Origin of the sequence: Agrobacterium tumefaciens str. B6 (genome assembly GCF_001541315.1) — a bacterium.
Lineage (GTDB): Bacteria > Pseudomonadota > Alphaproteobacteria > Rhizobiales > Rhizobiaceae > Agrobacterium > Agrobacterium radiobacter.
In genome coordinates, this window is record NZ_LMVK01000017.1 from 21,035 (window position 1) to 37,310 (window position 16,276).

Consider the following 16,276-nt stretch of genomic DNA (forward strand, 5'->3'; position numbering starts at 1 on the left):
TCATTCCCTGGACGGGGCTGCCATCCGGCGGCGTCCCCTTTATTAACCAATTAGTACATAAGGCTGAAAAGGAAGGCAATATGGCGAGCTATGACACAACAAGACACGGCATGCCAATGCGCACATCCATCGCAACCGTGTCGATCAGCGGCGAGTTCCCGGAAAAACTGGCGGCCATCGCCAAGGCCGGCTTTTCCGGCGTGGAGATTTTCGAAAATGATTTCCTGGCCTATGACGCCTCGCCGCGCGAGGTGAAGGCGCTGGCCGCCGATCACGGGCTGGATATCACGCTCTTCCAGCCATTCCGCGATTTCGAGGGCATGCCGGAACCACACCGCGCCCGCGCCTTCGAGAGAGCACAGCGCAAGTTCGATATCATGGGCGAACTCGGCACCGATCTGATGCTGATCTGCTCGAATGTCTCGCCGGTCTCGCTCGGCGGCATCGACCGCGCCGCCGCCGATTTCCATCAACTGGGGGAGCTTGCGGCAAAACATGGCGTGCGCGTCGGTTACGAGGCACTAGCCTGGGGCCGTCATATCAGCGATCACCGTGATGCCTGGGAGGTGGTGCGCCGCGCCGACCACGCCAATGTCGGCATTATCCTCGACAGTTTCCACACGCTGTCGCGCAAGATCGACCCCAATTCGATCCGCTCCATTCCCGGCGACAAGATCTTCATCGTGCAACTGGCCGATGCGCCGCTGATCGACATGGACCTGCTCTATTGGAGCCGCCATTTCCGCAACATGCCGGGCGAAGGCGATCTGCCGGTCGTGGACTTCATGCGCGCCGTCGCCGCCACCGGCTATAGCGGCCCGTTGTCGCTCGAAATCTTCAACGACCAGTTCCGCGGCGGCTCGGCCCGCCTGCTTGCCGAAGACGGTCACCGCTCGCTCATCAACCTCATGGATCAGGTGCGGCGTCTCGAACCCGATATCCGCATCGATGTGCCCGCCATGCCGGAACGGGTTGAGACGCAAGGCGTGGAGTTCGTGGAATTCACCACCGCGCCGGAAGAAAAGGCCAATCTGGAGGCCCTGCTTGCCACGCTTGGTTTTGAGAAAACCGCAAGGCATCGCAATCGCAATGTCGATCTTTATACGCAGGGTGACATCCGCATCGTCATCAATACCAGCGATGACGGCGACAGTTTCGCCGGGGCGTCCTATTCCATCCACGGCACCAATGCATATGCCTTCGGACTGAAGGTGGATGATGCCGGGGCAGCGCTTGCCCGGGCCGAAGCGCTCGGCGCCCCCACCTTCGCCGAGCCGCGCAAATCAGGCGAAGTCGCCGTTCCCGCCATTCAGGGTGTGGGCAACGGCGTCATCTATTTCCTTGATGCTTCGCCGGCGCTCGCCTCCATCTGGGGCAAGGAATTCGTCTCCACGGGCATCCCGGCAGGGGAAAGCGATGCCGGATTAACGCGCATCGATCATCTCGCGCAAACAACGCATTATGATGAGATGCTGACCTGGCTTCTGTTTTACACCTCGCTGTTTTCCACCCGCCGCACGCCGATGGTCGATGTGGTCGATCCGGGCGGGCTGGTACGCAGCCAGGCCATCGAAAGCGTTCCCTCGCCGCATTTCCGCCTGACCATGAACGGTGCGGATAATCGCAAGACCTTCGCCGGCAAATTTCTGGCCGAAGGTTTCGGTACCAGTATCCAGCACATCGCCTTCGCCACCGACGATATTTTCGCGACGGCCAAGGCGATGCAGGCGCGTGGTTTCCACGCCCTGCCGATCTCACGCAATTATTACGACGATCTGGAAGCCCGTTTCGGGCTGGAGCCGGAGTTTTCCGATGCGCTGCGGGCCGCGAGCATTCTTTATGACCGCGACGACAATGGAGAATATTTCCAGATCTACAGCCGCACCTTCGGCGAGGGTTTCTTCTTCGAAATCATCGAAAGACGTGGGGCCTATGGCGGTTATGGCGCGATGAACGCGCCTTTCCGTATTGCCGCACAACGGCGGCTTGCGCCTCCGGTCGGCATGCCGAAGGAATAAATCTCGGCACCGAAATCCGAACAGGCTGCAGCCGGCAGGAACGCCGCTGCGGCCTGATCTCATTCACGCCAGTGTCGTTATCTCGTAGTCGCGTGGAATGGCGGAAGTCACTGTGAACCACTCCGACGCTCGCGTCCGCTGCTGATGAAAATCAAATGCGGCACGATCGGCAAAAAGCTCCTCCACCTGCCAGATCAGGAGATCGTCTGTCTCGAACACCTCGAAGGAAATACAGCCGGGTTCCGCTCTGGTGAGGCGAAGATGTTCGGGAAGATGACGCCGGACCAGTTCGACATCATCCGTGGACAAGCACCGTAGAAAGCCCCTCAGCCTGACTGCGCCTGCCTTATTCTTCATGCCCGGCATTTCATTCTCCGTTGCTCTTCATCCATTTTGTCAGCGGCGGCCGGCTCGTCACGATCGGCCGGGACGGCGCGCGAATGCCGCCACACTCTGCGCCTGGCCAGACCGCGCTCAAAATCGATGCAGCTGCGTATTTGTAGAGCAGTACACAAAAATTGTTCAACACTCTGGACATGATTGTTCGGTTTTGTTAGCTTTTTCGACAAAACAAGGGTGGGGAATTTAAGTTACATGCGCATCGTTGAATCTGCGGCCGACGCCAATCATCCGGCCGGTACCGATGAGGTTGCCGTCGGCGCTTCGGTGACATCGAATGTGCCGCGTCTGCGGGCGACGACCTATGTGCATTCCGCCGACAAAACGGCCTGAAGACATGCAGTTCTTCGCGACATCCCCGTCCTTGCCCATGGCGTCGCCCAGCACGCGCCTGCCCGAGACATTTTCCCCTTCCCCATTTTCAGATGGCCGCGCCAGCTTTGCCGCGTGCGCCACGCCGGAGACGCTGACATGACTGCCGCACACGCAAACGCCCTCCTCTCGGTCGAAGGCCTGAGCGTCGAGTTCGGCAATAGCTGCGTCGTGGACGATATCTCCTTCAGCGTCGAGGCCGGCCGGACGGTCGCGGTCGTCGGCGAATCCGGATCGGGAAAATCGGTCACTTCGCTTTCCACCATGCGCCTTGCGGACATGATGGGCGCGACCTACCCCACCGGCAAAATCCTGTTTGAAGGCAAGGACTTGCTGAAGGCTTCGCAGAAAGAGATGCGCTCGATCCGCGGCAAGGAGATCGCCATGATCTTCCAGGAGCCGATGACCTCGCTCAACCCCGTCTTCACCATCGGCGACCAGATCTGCGAAGTGCTTGTCCTGCATGAGAAGATGGGCAAGCAGGCGGCGATGGCGCAGGCGCAGGAACTCCTCGAAATGGTGCGCCTGCCCGACGCGGCCGAACTTCTGAAACGTTATCCGCACCAGCTTTCCGGCGGCATGCGCCAGCGCGTAATGATTGCCATGGCGCTCGCCTGCCGGCCGAAGCTTCTGATCGCCGACGAGCCGACCACCGCGCTTGACGTCACCATTCAGGCGCAGATTCTCAACATCATGCGCGACCTGCAGAAAAAGCTCGGCATGGGCATGGTCTTCATCACCCACGACATGGGTGTGGTGGCGGAAATGGCCGACGACGTCGTCGTCATGTGGAAGGGCAAAAAGGTCGAGGAAGGTCCTGTAAAAGATATCTTCGCCAATCCGCAGCATCCTTACACACGCGCCCTGCTTTCCGCCGTTCCGCGCCTCGGCAGCATGGAAGGCGAGGAGTTTCCAAAGCGCCTGCCCCTCACGGTGCTGCAGGACGGCCAGCCGGTCGTGGTTGGTGAGGAGCGTGTGCAAAACACCGCGAAATATGACGCCAAGCCGCTGCTGTCGGTAAAGGACCTGTTTGTCCGTTTCGATATCCGCAAGAACCTGTTCGGCAAGGCGACCCACCGTTGCAGCGCCGTGCAGAAGGTGAGCTTTGATATTCATGCCGGCGAAACGCTGGCGCTGGTCGGCGAATCCGGGTCGGGCAAATCCACCATCGGCCGCACCATCCAGCAGCTGCAATTGGCGGTGTCAGGCGAAATATCCTTCAACGGCCGCAGCTATTCGCAGATGTCGGCGGCGGAGCGCTTCCGCATGCGGCAGGAAGTGCAATATATCTTCCAGGACCCCTTCGCCTCGCTCGATCCGCGCAAGACGGTCGGTTTTTCGATTGCCGAGCCGATCAACACGCATGGTTTGATCAATGATCAGAAGGCCGTAAGGCGGCGTGTGGATGAATTGCTGGAGCGTGTGGGCCTCTCCTCCGAGCACGCATCGCGGTATCCGCACGAGTTTTCCGGCGGCCAGCGCCAGCGTGTCTGTATTGCCCGTGCGCTGGCTTCCGATCCGAAGCTCATCATCGCCGACGAGGCGCTGTCGGCGCTCGACGTCTCCATTCAGGCGCAGATCATCAATCTGTTCATGGACCTGCAGGCCGAACGCGGGCTCGCCTATCTCTTCATCAGCCACGACATGGCTGTCGTGGAAAAGATGAGCCATCGCGTCGCCGTGCTCTATCTCGGCCAGATCATGGAAATGGGCAGCCGCCGGCAGGTGTTCGAAACGCCGACGCATGATTATACCCGCCGCCTGCTTTCGGCCGTGCCGGTCGCCGATCCGACCATCGAGCGCCGCATCGCCATGATCGAGGGCGAAATACCCAATCCCGTGCGCCGTGTCGGCGACGAGCCGGCCATTCTCGCCCATGAGGAAATCAATCCGGGCCACTTCATCGCGAAGAGCGCCTGAATAACAACCAGAACCGCAACCATCTGAAGAGGAACAGGTAGATGACAATAATCAAGAAGGGGATGACGACAACGTTCGTCGCACTTGCCATGGCCGCCACGGCCTTCACCGCCGCACCGGCTCTTGCCGCCGGCAAGATGACCATATCCAGCCCGCAGGACCCCGGCAGCTGGGATCCGATCGATACCTTCCTTGTGCAATGGGCGGCTGTCGCCACCAACATCTTCGACGGCCTGACCTATCGCGGCCCGGACCTGAAGGTTGTGCCCGGCCTTGCCGAATCCTGGGAAGAGCTGGATGAGGGCAAGCGCATCCGCTTCAAGCTGCGCCAGAACGTCAAGTTCCACAATGGCGAGCCCTTCAACGCCGCCGCCGTCAAGTTCACCTTCGAGCGCCTTCTCGGCGAACAGGGCGCCAAGGGCCCACAGCGCTCCAACTATGTCGCCATCGAAAGCGTCGATGTCATCGACGACTACACCGTCGACATGAAGCTGAAGGCGCCCGATCCGGTGCTGCTGACCAAGCTTGCCGGTTATGGCGGCATGATCGTTCCGCCTGAATACATCAAGGAAAAGGGCGAGGATAATTTCAACCTCAACCCAGTCGGCACCGGTGCGTTCAAATTCGTTTCCTACGCACCGAAGACCAATATCAAGCTGGAAGCCAACCCGGATTACTGGGGCGGCGCGCCAAAGCTTTCCGAACTGGAATACCGCTTCATCGCCGAGCCGGCGACCGCCGTTGCCGAGTTGCAGGCCGGCCGCGTCGATCTCGTCATTCCGCCCACCATCCCGATCGGCATGATCCCGGTTATCGAGGGCGATTCCAAGCTTGAGATCGTCAGCGTGCCCGGCCCGACGGTCGATGCGCTGCGCTTCAACACCCGTGACGGCATCACCGCCGATCCGAAGGTGCGCAAGGCCATCATCATGGCCGTTGACCGCGGCACCATCGTCAAGTCGATCCTTGCCGGTCAGGCATCGGAGATCGCAAGCTTCCAGAGCGCGCTGTCCTTCGGTTACGACGCCGATCTGAAGCCGCTGCCTTACGATCCGGAAGGCGCGAAAAAGCTGCTCGCGGAAGCCGGCGTCAAGCCCGGAGCGGCGCTGCAGATCGATATCCGCGGCAATGACGCGACGATGAACGAGGTGGCGCAGGTCATTTCCAGCTATCTCTCCATGGTCGGCATCACCGCCACCATCAAGCCCTATGAAACCAACGTTCTCCTGAACGACATCATCCCGCAGGGCAAGACCGGCGCGATGTTCCAGCAGAAATGGGGCGGCTGGACCTTCGATTACGACAACACGGCCTATTCCATGTATCACTCGGGTGAAAAGTGGAACCCCTATGACAAGGACGAGAAGCTGGACAAGCTGCTGGAATCCCAGCGTCCGCTGACCAACCGTGCCGAGCGCGAAAAAATCCTCAAGGAAATCGGCAGCTATACCGCCGAACGCGCGCTGGAAATCCCGCTTTACAACACCAATGCCATTTACGGCATCAACAAGCGGGTCAAGGGTTTCGTCGCGCCGCCGGATAACCGCCTGAAGCTTACCGACGTGACCGTCGAATAAGCGGGTTGATCCTTTGACACGCCGCCTTGTCCGCCTCTCGCGGGCAAGGCGGGATTTCTCTTCCCCGTTTCCTCGCAAGGTAAAAAACGTGGCCGGTTTCCTCATCAAGCGATTGCTGCAGGCGATTTTTGTCGTCATAGCCATCACCCTTCTCGTTTCTTTCGCCATCCGCCTGACGGGCGATCCGGCTGTCACCATGTTCCAGGGCGGCGGTAGCATGACGGAAGACGATCTGGCGCGCATCCGCGCGGCGCTGGGCACCGACCGGCCGTTCTTCGTGCAATATTTCAGCTTCCTGAAGGGCCTTGTGACGCTGGATTTCGGCCGCAGCTTCACTGGCAGCACACCGGTCTCACGCCTCATCGCAGATGCCCTGCCCGCGACGCTGCTGCTCGCCTTCATCTCCATGGCGGTGTCGATCGCGCTTTCGATCCCGCTCGGCATCAAGGCCGCGACCTCGCGCGGCAAGACGGCCGATCAGGTGATCCGCATCTTCTCGCTCGTCGGCCTGTCCTTCCCGAATTTCTGGCTCGCCACCATGCTGGTGCTCTTGTTCTCCATCACGCTCGGCTGGCTGCCGCCCAGCGGCATGGGCGGTTTTGCAAGCTACATCATGCCGTCAGTCACCATGGGCGTGATCCTGACAGCCACCAATGTCCGTCTGGTGCGCACGGCCATGCTCGATACGCTGCGCTCGCAATATGTCATGGTGGCGCGCGCCAAGGGCCTGAGCGAAAGCAAGGTTCTCTACAAACACGCGCTGCGCAACTGCGCCATTCCGCTCATCACCTATTTCGGCCTGCAATTCGGCGGGCTTCTCGGCGGTATCGTCGTCATTGAGCGTGTCTTCAACTGGCCGGGCCTCGGCACGCTGGCTTTCGATGCGGTGGGCGCGCGCGATTATCCCGTGCTTCAGGCCGTCATCACCGTGCTGTCGCTGATGATCGTCGGCATCAACCTTCTGGTCGATATCGCCTACGGGCTGGTCGATCCGCGCATCCGCACGGAGTAATTGACGATGGCTGCCAAAACCTCGCGCCTGTCGCGCTTCACCAATCTCGAATTCATCCTCGGCGCGTCACTCACGGCAGTCATCTGCCTTGCGGTCGTGTTTTCAGACGTGCTGTTTCCCGGCGGCGCGGACAAGATCGACCTGATGGCGCGTCTTGCCAAGCCCTTCGCCAATGCCGCCCATCCGCTCGGCACCGATCCGCTCGGGCGTGACGTGCTCGCCCGTGTCGTCGCCGGCGGCAAGATCTCGCTGCTGGTCGGTTTCACCTCGGTCATCGGCGCGGTCATCTTCGGCGTCGCGGTCGGCCTGGTGGCCGGTTATTATCGCGGCTTCTGGGACATGCTGGTCATGCGCTTTGCCGATATCCAGCTCGCCATGCCATTCATTCTGCTCGCCATCACCTTCATCGCCATTGTCGGCGGCAGCCTCACCAACACCATCATCCTGCTGATCGTGTCTCAATGGGTGCAATATGCCCGCCTCGTGCGCGGCTCGGTGCTGACGCTGCGGGAACGGGAATTCATCCTTTCCGCCCGCGCCATCGGCGTGAAGGACTGGCGCATCATCCTCCAGCACCTGCTGCCGAACCTGATCGGCCCTGTCATCGTGCTGATGACGCTGAATGTCGCAAACAACATCCTGCTGGAAAGCAGCCTCACCTTCCTCGGCCTCGGCGTTGATCCGACCATTCCGAGCTGGGGCGGCATGCTGGCGGATGGCCGCACCTATCTGCAGACGGCATGGTGGGTCAGCGTTTTCCCCGGCCTTGCCATTCTGCTCACCGTGCTTGGCCTCAACCTTCTCGGCGACTGGCTGCGCGACAGCCTCGACCCCACCGGCAGAACCTCGAGGTAACAGCGATGAGCCAGATTTTCGACCAGACTTTCGAACGCACGCTGGATGCGCTTCTCGCCAATGCCGAGCCCGGCCAGTCCTTCGAGGCATGGAGCTTTGATGACGCCAAAAGCCGCCGCGAAGCCGAAAACCGACTGAAGAAAAAAGGCGTCAGCGCCCGCATCCGCAGCGCCTACAAGCCGCTTCTCTTCACCTTTCTGGAAGAGATCAATCTGGACGGCGTCGACACCATCGAGGTGCGTTACCCGGTGCACGCAAATGCACCCGCCAACCGTTTCCGGCTGGAGGCCTATCCGCTGGCCGCGCTGGTGGGCGATGCGAAGATCGACTTCATCGCCCGGAAAGACGACGCCTTCCATTATGATGTTACCCTCAGCCGCAACGGCAAGAAGGAAACCCTGAAGATTCTGGCACCAAACCGGGTGCACACCGATATCGTCGGCGAAACCAATGTTTCACCCACGGGCTGGTTCCGGCTTGCCGGCGACGCTTTAGGCGAACGGCTGGAGACGGATTACGAACGGCTTTTCGAAGCGGCGATCCATGCCGTAGCCAACCATGGCTGGGGCGATGAAGAGCCCTATTTCGAGGAACTGAACATCCGCGTCGCACACCCGGCCGAAGATCTGCCCCTCTCCGTCGGCGATGAGGTCATCAGCCTGCGTGAAGCGCTGCATGAGGATTTCTATTTCTCGCTCCTGGAGTTCTTCCAGAAGAAGTCCGGCCGGCCGCTGGGTGACCGGGACCTGAAGCCCGGCCAGATCGTACCGGAAATCGTGAAAAGCCAGGGTGAAATCTCCCTCCGTATCGAGACCCGCGCGCTCACCACCGCCTTCCTCGATGGCGGCGAGCAGCAGATCGATACGGCCCGCGAACCGGTCGCCGCAGGCCAGCTCGCGACGCTACTGACAGAGATCGGCGGCGAGGCCTTCGAGGCCCGCTCCCGCTCCGGTCGCACTCTTGCCGCCCGTTATCTCGCCGGCAACGATGCCGCCGTCATGATCAGCGGCGGTCAGCACCCCAACGAGACGACAGGCATCGTTGGCGCCATCCGCGCTGCCCGCAGGCTCGCAGAGCGCAAGGGCGCGCATTTCACCATCTCGCCGCTGGAAAACCCCGACGGTTACGCCCTGCACCAGCGCCTGCGCGTCGATAATCCCCGCCACATGCACCACGCCGCACGCTACACGGCGCTTGGCGATGATCTCGAATATCGCACGCCGGAAAATTCCGGCAGGCATATCAACGAGAAGGAAATCCGCTTCAAGGCGCAGGAGATGAGCGGCGCCAGCCTGCATGTGAACCTGCACGGTTATCCCTCGCATGAATGGACCCGGCCACTATCAGGTTATGTGCCGCGCAATTTCGCCATGTGGACGCTGCCGAAGGGCTTCTTCCTCATCATCCGCCACCATGCGGACTGGGAAAGCCAGGCCGAAGCCCTGCTCGACCGGGTGACCCGCCATCTTGGCGCCATTCCCGGCCTGCTCGATTACAACAACCGCCAGATCGCACTTTACGAGACCCATGCCGGCGAAACCGGTTTCCGCATCATCAACGGCTTTCCGTGCCTGTCCTCCATCGACGACCGCCACACCGTGCCGATGACGCTGATCACCGAATATCCCGATGAAACGATCTATGGCGACGATTTCATCACCGGCCACACGGCGCAGATGGAAACGGTTCTTTCCGCCTATGAGGCATGGCAGGAGATTCTCGTCGGGGAAGTGGCCTGATATTGCAGGCCGCCCTCGATGGGCGGCCTATTTTCCCGCCGTGCTGGCGAGTTTTTGGTCCCGCTGCTTCTGCAAAAGCCTCTTGCCCTTGCTCAGAATATGCAAGTTAGCGGCGTCAAGCTTGTTGTACCCGGCCTGAATAATATCAAGATCGGCGACGTGACCGATTGCTGCCAGTTCATGCATCACGTCGCCAATAGCGACATCGACACTCGGCTTTTGCAGGTTGACCACATCCTCCACCGCAGCGTGCATGCCTTGCGCGTCTCCGCCCATGACGTGATACAGCACCAGCGCCTTGCGAAGAAATGCTTCGCGGCGCTCGATTTTATTGTTGAGTATACTTTCGCCAACGCGATCCCGCATCAACTCAACAACTCTATTTTGATATTCGCCCATCAGACACCAAATAAAGTTCACAATATGCTTCGCGAGGCTACAAACAATCCCCTTAGAACTGGTTAAGGCACGAGGCTTGCGCGGGTATGACCGTCATTTTCGAAACATGTTACAAAAGCTGGTTTTCATGAGGAAGCATTTCGATACCACGTGCCGCGAAAACACCGGTCGTGATGGCTGCGGCGGCGCTATACATTGAGAATCACGGGATGATCACTATTGTGCGATCTCGCATGAGACAAACCCTGCGGGACGGGTATTGATAACCGTCAGGTTATTTATCACCCCCCTTATTTCATTTTACTTTGGCCACCGCACTCATCAATCTGGCAGCCTGGATCGGTGGATGGGAGCCACGGATCAATTGGGAGGAATTCATGAAATTACGGATCACCGCCGCCATCGCGGCCATCTGCTTCAGTACTGCCGCTTATGCCGAGACCATCAAGGTCGGCGTGGTCGGTCCGTTCTCCGGCCCCTTCGCGCTGCAGGGCAAGAACTTCAAGGCCGGCATCGATGCCTGGTTCGCCCTGCACGGCAACAAGGTCGGCGACGACACGGTCGAGGTCGTCTATCGCGATGTGCCGCAGGCCGATCCGGCGCAGTCCAAGGCGCTGGCGCAGGAACTGGTGGTCAAGGAAGGCGTGCAATATCTCGCCGGCTTCTATTTCACCCCCGACGCCATGGCGGTTACGCCGCTTCTGAAGCAGGGCAATGTACCGATGGTCATCATGAATGCCGCCACTTCGGCCATCGTGACCAAGAGCCCCTATGTGGTGCGCACCTCGTTCACCACCTGGCAGACCTCCACCCCCATCGCCAAGGTGGCGTTTGATGGCGGCGTGAAGAAGGTCATTTCGCTGGTCAGCGATTATGGCCCGGGCGTCGATGCCGAGAACGCCTTCAAGGCGGCCTTCACCGCCGCTGGCGGCGAGGTTGTCGAAAGCATCCGCATGCCGCTTTCCACCAATGATTTCAGCCCGATCATGCAGCGCGTGAAGGATTCCGGCGCGCAAGGCGTCTTCGCCTTCCTGCCGTCGGGCCCGACGACACTCGGTTTCGTCAAGGCCTTCAACGATAACGGCCTGAAATCTTCAGGCGTCAAGCTCTTCGCACCGGGTGATCTGACGCAGGAATCCGACCTGCCGGCGCTTGGCGAAGCCGCACTCGGCATGCAGACGACCTTCCATTACGCCGTCTCGCATGATTCGCCTGAAAACAAGACCTTCGTGGAAGCCGCCACCAAGGCGATCGGCAATCCGAAGGAACTGTCCTTCCCTTCCGTTGGCGCCTTTGACGGCATGTATGTCATCAGCAAGATGATCGAGGCCACCGGCGGCAAGCAGGATGCTGAAAAGGCAGTGGACGCGGTGAAGGGTCTTTCCTGGACAAGCCCGCGCGGCCCTGTCAGCATCGATCCGGAAAGCCGCCACATCACGCAGAACATCTATCTGCGCGAAGTGGCCAAGGCCGATGACGGCGCCTATTACAACAATGAAGTCCAGACCTTCGAAAAGCAGGGCGATCCGGGCCTCGCCGCCGCGAAGTAAAGGACAGCTTTGACAACGTTGTCGGGCCGCCAGTAGCGGCCCGTCTCCGGCCCGGATGGGCATTGCAGCACCGGGAGGGTTTTTCAGCATGCAGACGGTCTTCAGCATCCTCATCGATGCGCTTGCCTATGGCATGGTCCTGTTCATCATCTCCATCGGCCTTTCGGTCACGATGGGGTTGATGCGAGTCGTCAATCTGGCGCATGGCGCCTTCGCCATGATCGGCGGTTATCTCGCCTCCTATGCCGCCCACGGCCTCGGCCTCGGTTACGCCCTGGCGATCATCGTCGCCATTGTCGGCACCATCGTCATCGCCATTCCGCTCGAACGTTTCCTCTATCGCCGCATCTATGGCGCACCGGAGCTGACACAGGTGCTGATGACCATCGGCATCACCTTCTGCATCATCGGCATCGCCAATTTCGTCTTCGGCCCAACGCTGAAGACCATTCCGCTGCCGCAGCAGCTGGCTGGCCCCACCGATCTCGGCTTCCGCACCATCGCCACGCATCGCATCTTCGCCATTGCCTGTGGGCTGGCCGTGGCCGGCGCATTGTGGTTCACCTTCGAAAAAACGGCCTTCGGCATCAAGCTGCGCGCGGCCGTCGACAATGCCGCCATGGCGGCCGCACTCGGCGTGCGCACCGAAATCATCTATGCCGTCAGCTTCGCCATCGCCGTCGGCCTTGCCGCCATGGGCGGCGTCATCGGAGCGGAACTTTTGCCGGTCGAACCCTATTATGCGCTGCGCTACATGGTCACCTTCCTGGTGGTGGTTTCTGTTGGCGGCGCAGGCTCCATTCCCGGCGCGCTGATCGCCTGTCTGCTGCTCGGCGCGATCGACACGACCGGGCGGTATCTTGCCCCCGAATATGGCGAATTCTTCTTTTATCTGGCGGTCATCGTGATCATCACGCTGTTCCCGCGCGGCCTTCTCGGAAGGGCGAAATGAGATGGCGGTGCTCATGAACGACGTGACTGAAACGGCAGAAATCCCGAAGACGCGCTCGCCGCTGCGCGCGCTCGCAGGGCCGCTCCTCATCATCGCCGCCGCTGTCGCCGGTTATTACCTGTTTCCGGATAATCTGGCGCTGCTCACCCGCATCATCGCCATCGCGCTGCTGGTGCTGTCGATCGATCTCGTCACCGGTTATTGCGGCGTCGCGACACTTGGCCATGCCGCGCTCTTCGGCGCGGGCGCCTATGCCGCCGGCATTGCCGCGGCCCATTTCGAGATCACCGATCCGCTGCTGATGACCGCCATCGGCGCGGCGGCGGGCGGTGTGGCCGGGCTGGTCTCCGGCACCGTTCTGCTGCGCGCCCACGGCCTGCCGCAGCTCGTTCTCTCCATCGCCGTCATCCACCTGTTCCACGAGGCCGCCAACAAGGCCTCCGGCTGGACCGGCGGCAGCGACGGGCTATCGGGCGTCTCCCCCGACGCCCTGTTCGGCACTTTCGAATTCGATCTTTTCGGCCGCACCGCCTATATCTATGGCGTCTGTCTGCTGCTTCTCGTCTTCCTCGCCCTCAAGGTGGTGGTCAATTCGCCCTTCGGCATGTTGTGCCGCGGCGTCAAGCAGGACAGCATCCGAATTCAGGCCATGGGCGGTTCGGTCAACGGCACTATTTTGAAGATGTTCGTCATATCAGGCATCGTGGCCGGTATCGGCGGCGCGCTGAACGCCATCTCCACCCAGGTCGTCGGTCTCGACAGCCTCAGCTTTACGCTCTCTGCCGAAGGGCTGGTCATGCTGGTGCTCGGCGGCGCGGGCTCGCTCTACGGCGCGCTGATCGGCACCGTCACCTTCATGTGGTTCGAGGACGTGGTTTCCGCCGCCAATCCGTTCCACTGGCTCACCATTGTCGGCCTGCTGCTGATTGCCGTCGTGCTTTTTGCGCCGCGCGGGCTTTATGGCGCGGGTGAGCAGATCATCACGCGCATCCGCGGAGGCCGCAAATGAGCGCCATTTTCGAAGTCTCCGGCCTGCAGAAAAATTTCGGCGGCCTCGTCGTTACCAATAATGTGTCGCTGTCGCTTTCGCCGGGAGACCGCACGGTGCTGATCGGCCCCAATGGCGCCGGCAAGACCACCTTCGTCAATCTCGTCACCGGAAATATCAAGCCCTCGGCGGGCACAGTACGCATCGCCGGTGAGGGCGTGACAGGCCTCAGGTCCAGCCAGCGGGTAAAGCGCGGCCTCGTCCGGTCGTTCCAGGTCACCCGGCTGTTTCAGGACATGACGCCGGAGGAACATGTGGCGCTCGCTATTCTCCAGCGTGAAGGCAAGACGGGCCGGGTTTTCGGCCGATACCGCGCCATGCCCTCGGTGATGAGCGAAGCACGCGACATTCTCGGCACGCTGGGTCTGCTTGGTCTTGCCGAAACCCGGGTGCGCGAAATCGCCTATGGCCAGCAGCGTCTGATCGAGATCGCGCTCGCCATGGCGCTCCGCCCGAAAATCCTGCTGCTGGACGAACCGGCCGCCGGTGTGCCTTCCACGGAGACGGCGCGGATCGAACAGGCGCTCGACCGGCTGCCGGCCGATCTCGCCATATTGATGATCGAACACGACATGGATCTGGTCTTCCGTTTTGCCAAACGTGTGGTGGTGCTCGCCGCAGGCGCGGTCATCTTCGACGGTTCGCCGGATGAAGTGACCAGCAATGCGCAAGTCCGCCAAGCCTATCTGGGAAGTTACGCCGATGCCCGCAGCGCCGCTTGAAATCACCAACCTCACCGCCGGTTACGGCCCGACAAGGGTCATCGAGGGCCTGTCGCTTTCCGTGCCATCGGGCTCGCGTTTTGCCGTACTGGGCCGCACCGGCGTCGGCAAGACCAGCCTCTTCGCCACACTGGCCGGCCAGACGAAACGCTTCGCCGGCGATATCCGCCTCGGCGGACAGGATATCGCCGCCCTGCCGAGTGCCGCCCGCGCCAAAGCCGGTCTCGGTTACGTGCCGCAGACCCGCGATGTCTTCCCCACACTGACCGTTGAGGAAAACCTCTTCGTCGGCCTCAAAGGCAGGCCGAAATCAGCCATCGAGGAAGCCTACACGCTGTTTCCACGCCTGAAGGAGCGCCGCCGCAATCTCGGCTCGCAACTTTCCGGCGGCGAACAGCAGATGCTCTCCACCGCCCGCACCATTCTCGGCCAGCCGCGCGTGCTGCTGCTCGACGAACCGCTCGAAGGCCTCGCCCCCGTCATCTGCGAAGAACTGATGGCGGCCTTCTCCAAGCTCGCCCAATCCGGCGAAATGACCATTCTTCTTGTCGAACAGCGCATCCAGATGGCCATCGACTTCGCCGACCACGCCATCATCATGGAACGCGGCCGCATCGTCTGGGAAGGGCCGTCGAGCGATCTTGCGGAGAACCCTGGTATTATCGATACGCACCTTGGGGTTGGCGGGCTGCACTGAGTCCCCCTCACCACCCTCATTCCTTTGCTTGTCACAGGAATGAGGGGAGTATGCTGGCCATTCCTGCCCCAAATCCCGTCCATCACTCATACCTCAAAAAACCCAATGGAATAAAAATTCCATTGCAGTTAAAGTGCACACGATTTCAGTCTGCATGAGGGAATGACAATGACGGCAATCGAGGCGCCAGACTCCGTAAAGGCTTTTGAGGAGCGGCTGCTCCAGGTCGCGGAGGGTTTGCCGAAACGATTGCGGCAATGCGCCGATTATGTCGCTTCCAATCAGGATCGCATCGCCGTTTCCACCGTCGCCGAAATGGCCGAAGGCGCCGGCGTGCAGCCTTCGGCCTTCATGCGCTTCTGCCAGATCATGGGTTTTTCCGGCTTTTCGGAAATGCAACGCCTGTTCCGTGATTCCTATGTCGGCGGCTGGCCGGATTATGCCACGCGGCTCGACCATCTGCGCGAAAAGGGCGATGAAAGCGCCTCCGGCCTGCTTGCGGAATTCGTGGAGGCCGGCCGTTCCTCGCTGGAAATGCTGCTCAAATCGGTCGATACGCGGCAGCTTGACGAGGCGGTTTCTGCACTGGCAAAAGCGCGCACCGTGCATATCATCGGTTTGCGGCGCTCTTTTCCCATTGCCAGCTATCTGGCCTATGCCTTCGAGAAGATGAAGGTGCCGGCGGTTCTGCACAGCGCCGTCGGCGGGCTCGGCAATATCAGCGCCATTTCCCGCGACGACGCCCTGATCGCGATCACCTTTTCCCCCTACTCCGCGGAAACGCTGGAACTTGCGGAAAATGTCCGCGCCAACGGCATTCCGGTCGTGGCGCTTTCCGATTCCGCCGTCAATCCGCTCCGAAAGTCAGGCGCGACGCTGCTGACCGTGACGGAGATCGATTTCGGCGCGTTCCGCTCGCTTTCCGCCACGCTCTGTCTCGCCATCACGCTGGCGGTTGCTGTGGGAACACGCCAGACGGCCTGAATATTTTTATTGAAAACGGGAAAAATAGAATT

The 16,276-nt window shown here is 60.7% G+C and carries 15 protein-coding genes; 13 read left to right on the forward strand and 2 right to left on the reverse strand.

The genetic code is table 11. From position 1 onward, the window contains the following. Positions 1-116 precede the first annotated feature (116 nt). On the forward strand, positions 117-2,018 hold the full coding sequence (locus tag ASB65_RS14980) for a bifunctional sugar phosphate isomerase/epimerase/4-hydroxyphenylpyruvate dioxygenase family protein (protein WP_060724488.1): 1,902 nt from the start codon (positions 117-119) through the stop codon (positions 2,016-2,018). A gap of 63 nt (positions 2,019-2,081) precedes the next feature. Here the strand turns inward: ASB65_RS14980 and ASB65_RS14985 are convergent, their stop codons facing one another. Continuing rightward, entirely contained in the window at positions 2,082-2,384 is a 303-nt protein-coding gene (locus ASB65_RS14985) for a putative quinol monooxygenase (RefSeq protein WP_060724462.1), read from the reverse strand. A gap of 228 nt (positions 2,385-2,612) precedes the next feature. Here ASB65_RS14985 and ASB65_RS28730 point away from each other — a divergent pair, with 228 nt between their 5' ends. From ASB65_RS28730 to ASB65_RS15010, 6 genes are all read left to right on the forward strand, one after another. Further along, positions 2,613-2,750: a hypothetical protein gene (locus tag ASB65_RS28730; RefSeq protein WP_174014793.1), complete on the forward strand. Its 138-nt coding sequence runs from the start codon at positions 2,613-2,615 to the stop codon at positions 2,748-2,750. Between the two features lie 138 nt (positions 2,751-2,888). Continuing rightward, on the forward strand, positions 2,889-4,709 hold the full coding sequence (locus tag ASB65_RS14990) for an ABC transporter ATP-binding protein (RefSeq protein ID WP_060724463.1): 1,821 nt from the start codon (positions 2,889-2,891) through the stop codon (positions 4,707-4,709). Positions 4,710-4,750: 41 nt separating this feature from the next. Beyond that, the gene (locus ASB65_RS14995; protein WP_060724464.1) at positions 4,751-6,286 is read left to right on the forward strand and encodes an ABC transporter substrate-binding protein; all 1,536 of its coding nucleotides are present in this window, start codon (positions 4,751-4,753) and stop codon (positions 6,284-6,286) included. Positions 6,287-6,374: 88 nt separating this feature from the next. Continuing rightward, entirely contained in the window at positions 6,375-7,298 is a 924-nt protein-coding gene (locus tag ASB65_RS15000; protein WP_003505487.1) for an ABC transporter permease, read from the forward strand. A 6-nt stretch (positions 7,299-7,304) separates the two neighbouring features. Continuing rightward, positions 7,305-8,153: an ABC transporter permease gene (locus tag ASB65_RS15005; protein WP_003505486.1), complete on the forward strand. Its 849-nt coding sequence runs from the start codon at positions 7,305-7,307 to the stop codon at positions 8,151-8,153. Positions 8,154-8,158: 5 nt separating this feature from the next. After that, positions 8,159-9,892, forward strand: a complete 1,734-nt coding sequence (locus tag ASB65_RS15010) for a M14 family metallopeptidase (RefSeq protein WP_060724465.1) — start codon at positions 8,159-8,161, stop codon at positions 9,890-9,892. A 27-nt stretch (positions 9,893-9,919) separates the two neighbouring features. Here the strand turns inward: ASB65_RS15010 and ASB65_RS15015 are convergent, their stop codons facing one another. Then, a complete protein-coding gene (locus ASB65_RS15015; protein WP_060724466.1) occupies positions 9,920-10,291 on the reverse strand; it encodes a hypothetical protein in 372 nt (123 codons plus the stop codon). Positions 10,292-10,668: 377 nt separating this feature from the next. Here ASB65_RS15015 and ASB65_RS15020 point away from each other — a divergent pair, with 377 nt between their 5' ends. The 6 genes from ASB65_RS15020 (at position 10,669) to ASB65_RS15045 (ending at position 16,244) form a co-directional block, all read left to right on the forward strand. After that, positions 10,669-11,841, forward strand: coding sequence for an ABC transporter substrate-binding protein (locus tag ASB65_RS15020; RefSeq protein WP_060724467.1), 1,173 nt, complete (start codon positions 10,669-10,671; stop codon positions 11,839-11,841). Between the two features lie 88 nt (positions 11,842-11,929). Then, positions 11,930-12,793 carry a branched-chain amino acid ABC transporter permease gene (locus tag ASB65_RS15025; protein WP_003505482.1) on the forward strand — a complete coding sequence of 288 codons (864 nt, stop codon included), beginning with the start codon at positions 11,930-11,932 and terminating at the stop codon, positions 12,791-12,793. A gap of 1 nt (position 12,794) precedes the next feature. Continuing rightward, complete coding sequence (locus ASB65_RS15030; protein WP_060724468.1) at positions 12,795-13,802, forward strand: branched-chain amino acid ABC transporter permease; 1,008 nt, start codon at positions 12,795-12,797, stop codon at positions 13,800-13,802. Beyond that, complete coding sequence (locus ASB65_RS15035; RefSeq protein ID WP_060724469.1) at positions 13,799-14,563, forward strand: ABC transporter ATP-binding protein; 765 nt, start codon at positions 13,799-13,801, stop codon at positions 14,561-14,563. The genes ASB65_RS15030 and ASB65_RS15035 overlap by 4 nt, the downstream gene beginning before the upstream one ends. After that, on the forward strand, positions 14,544-15,260 hold the full coding sequence (locus ASB65_RS15040) for an ABC transporter ATP-binding protein (protein ID WP_060724470.1): 717 nt from the start codon (positions 14,544-14,546) through the stop codon (positions 15,258-15,260). The genes ASB65_RS15035 and ASB65_RS15040 overlap by 20 nt, the downstream gene beginning before the upstream one ends. A gap of 168 nt (positions 15,261-15,428) precedes the next feature. Beyond that, complete coding sequence (locus ASB65_RS15045) at positions 15,429-16,244, forward strand: MurR/RpiR family transcriptional regulator (protein WP_060724471.1); 816 nt, start codon at positions 15,429-15,431, stop codon at positions 16,242-16,244. Positions 16,245-16,276 lie beyond the last annotated feature (32 nt).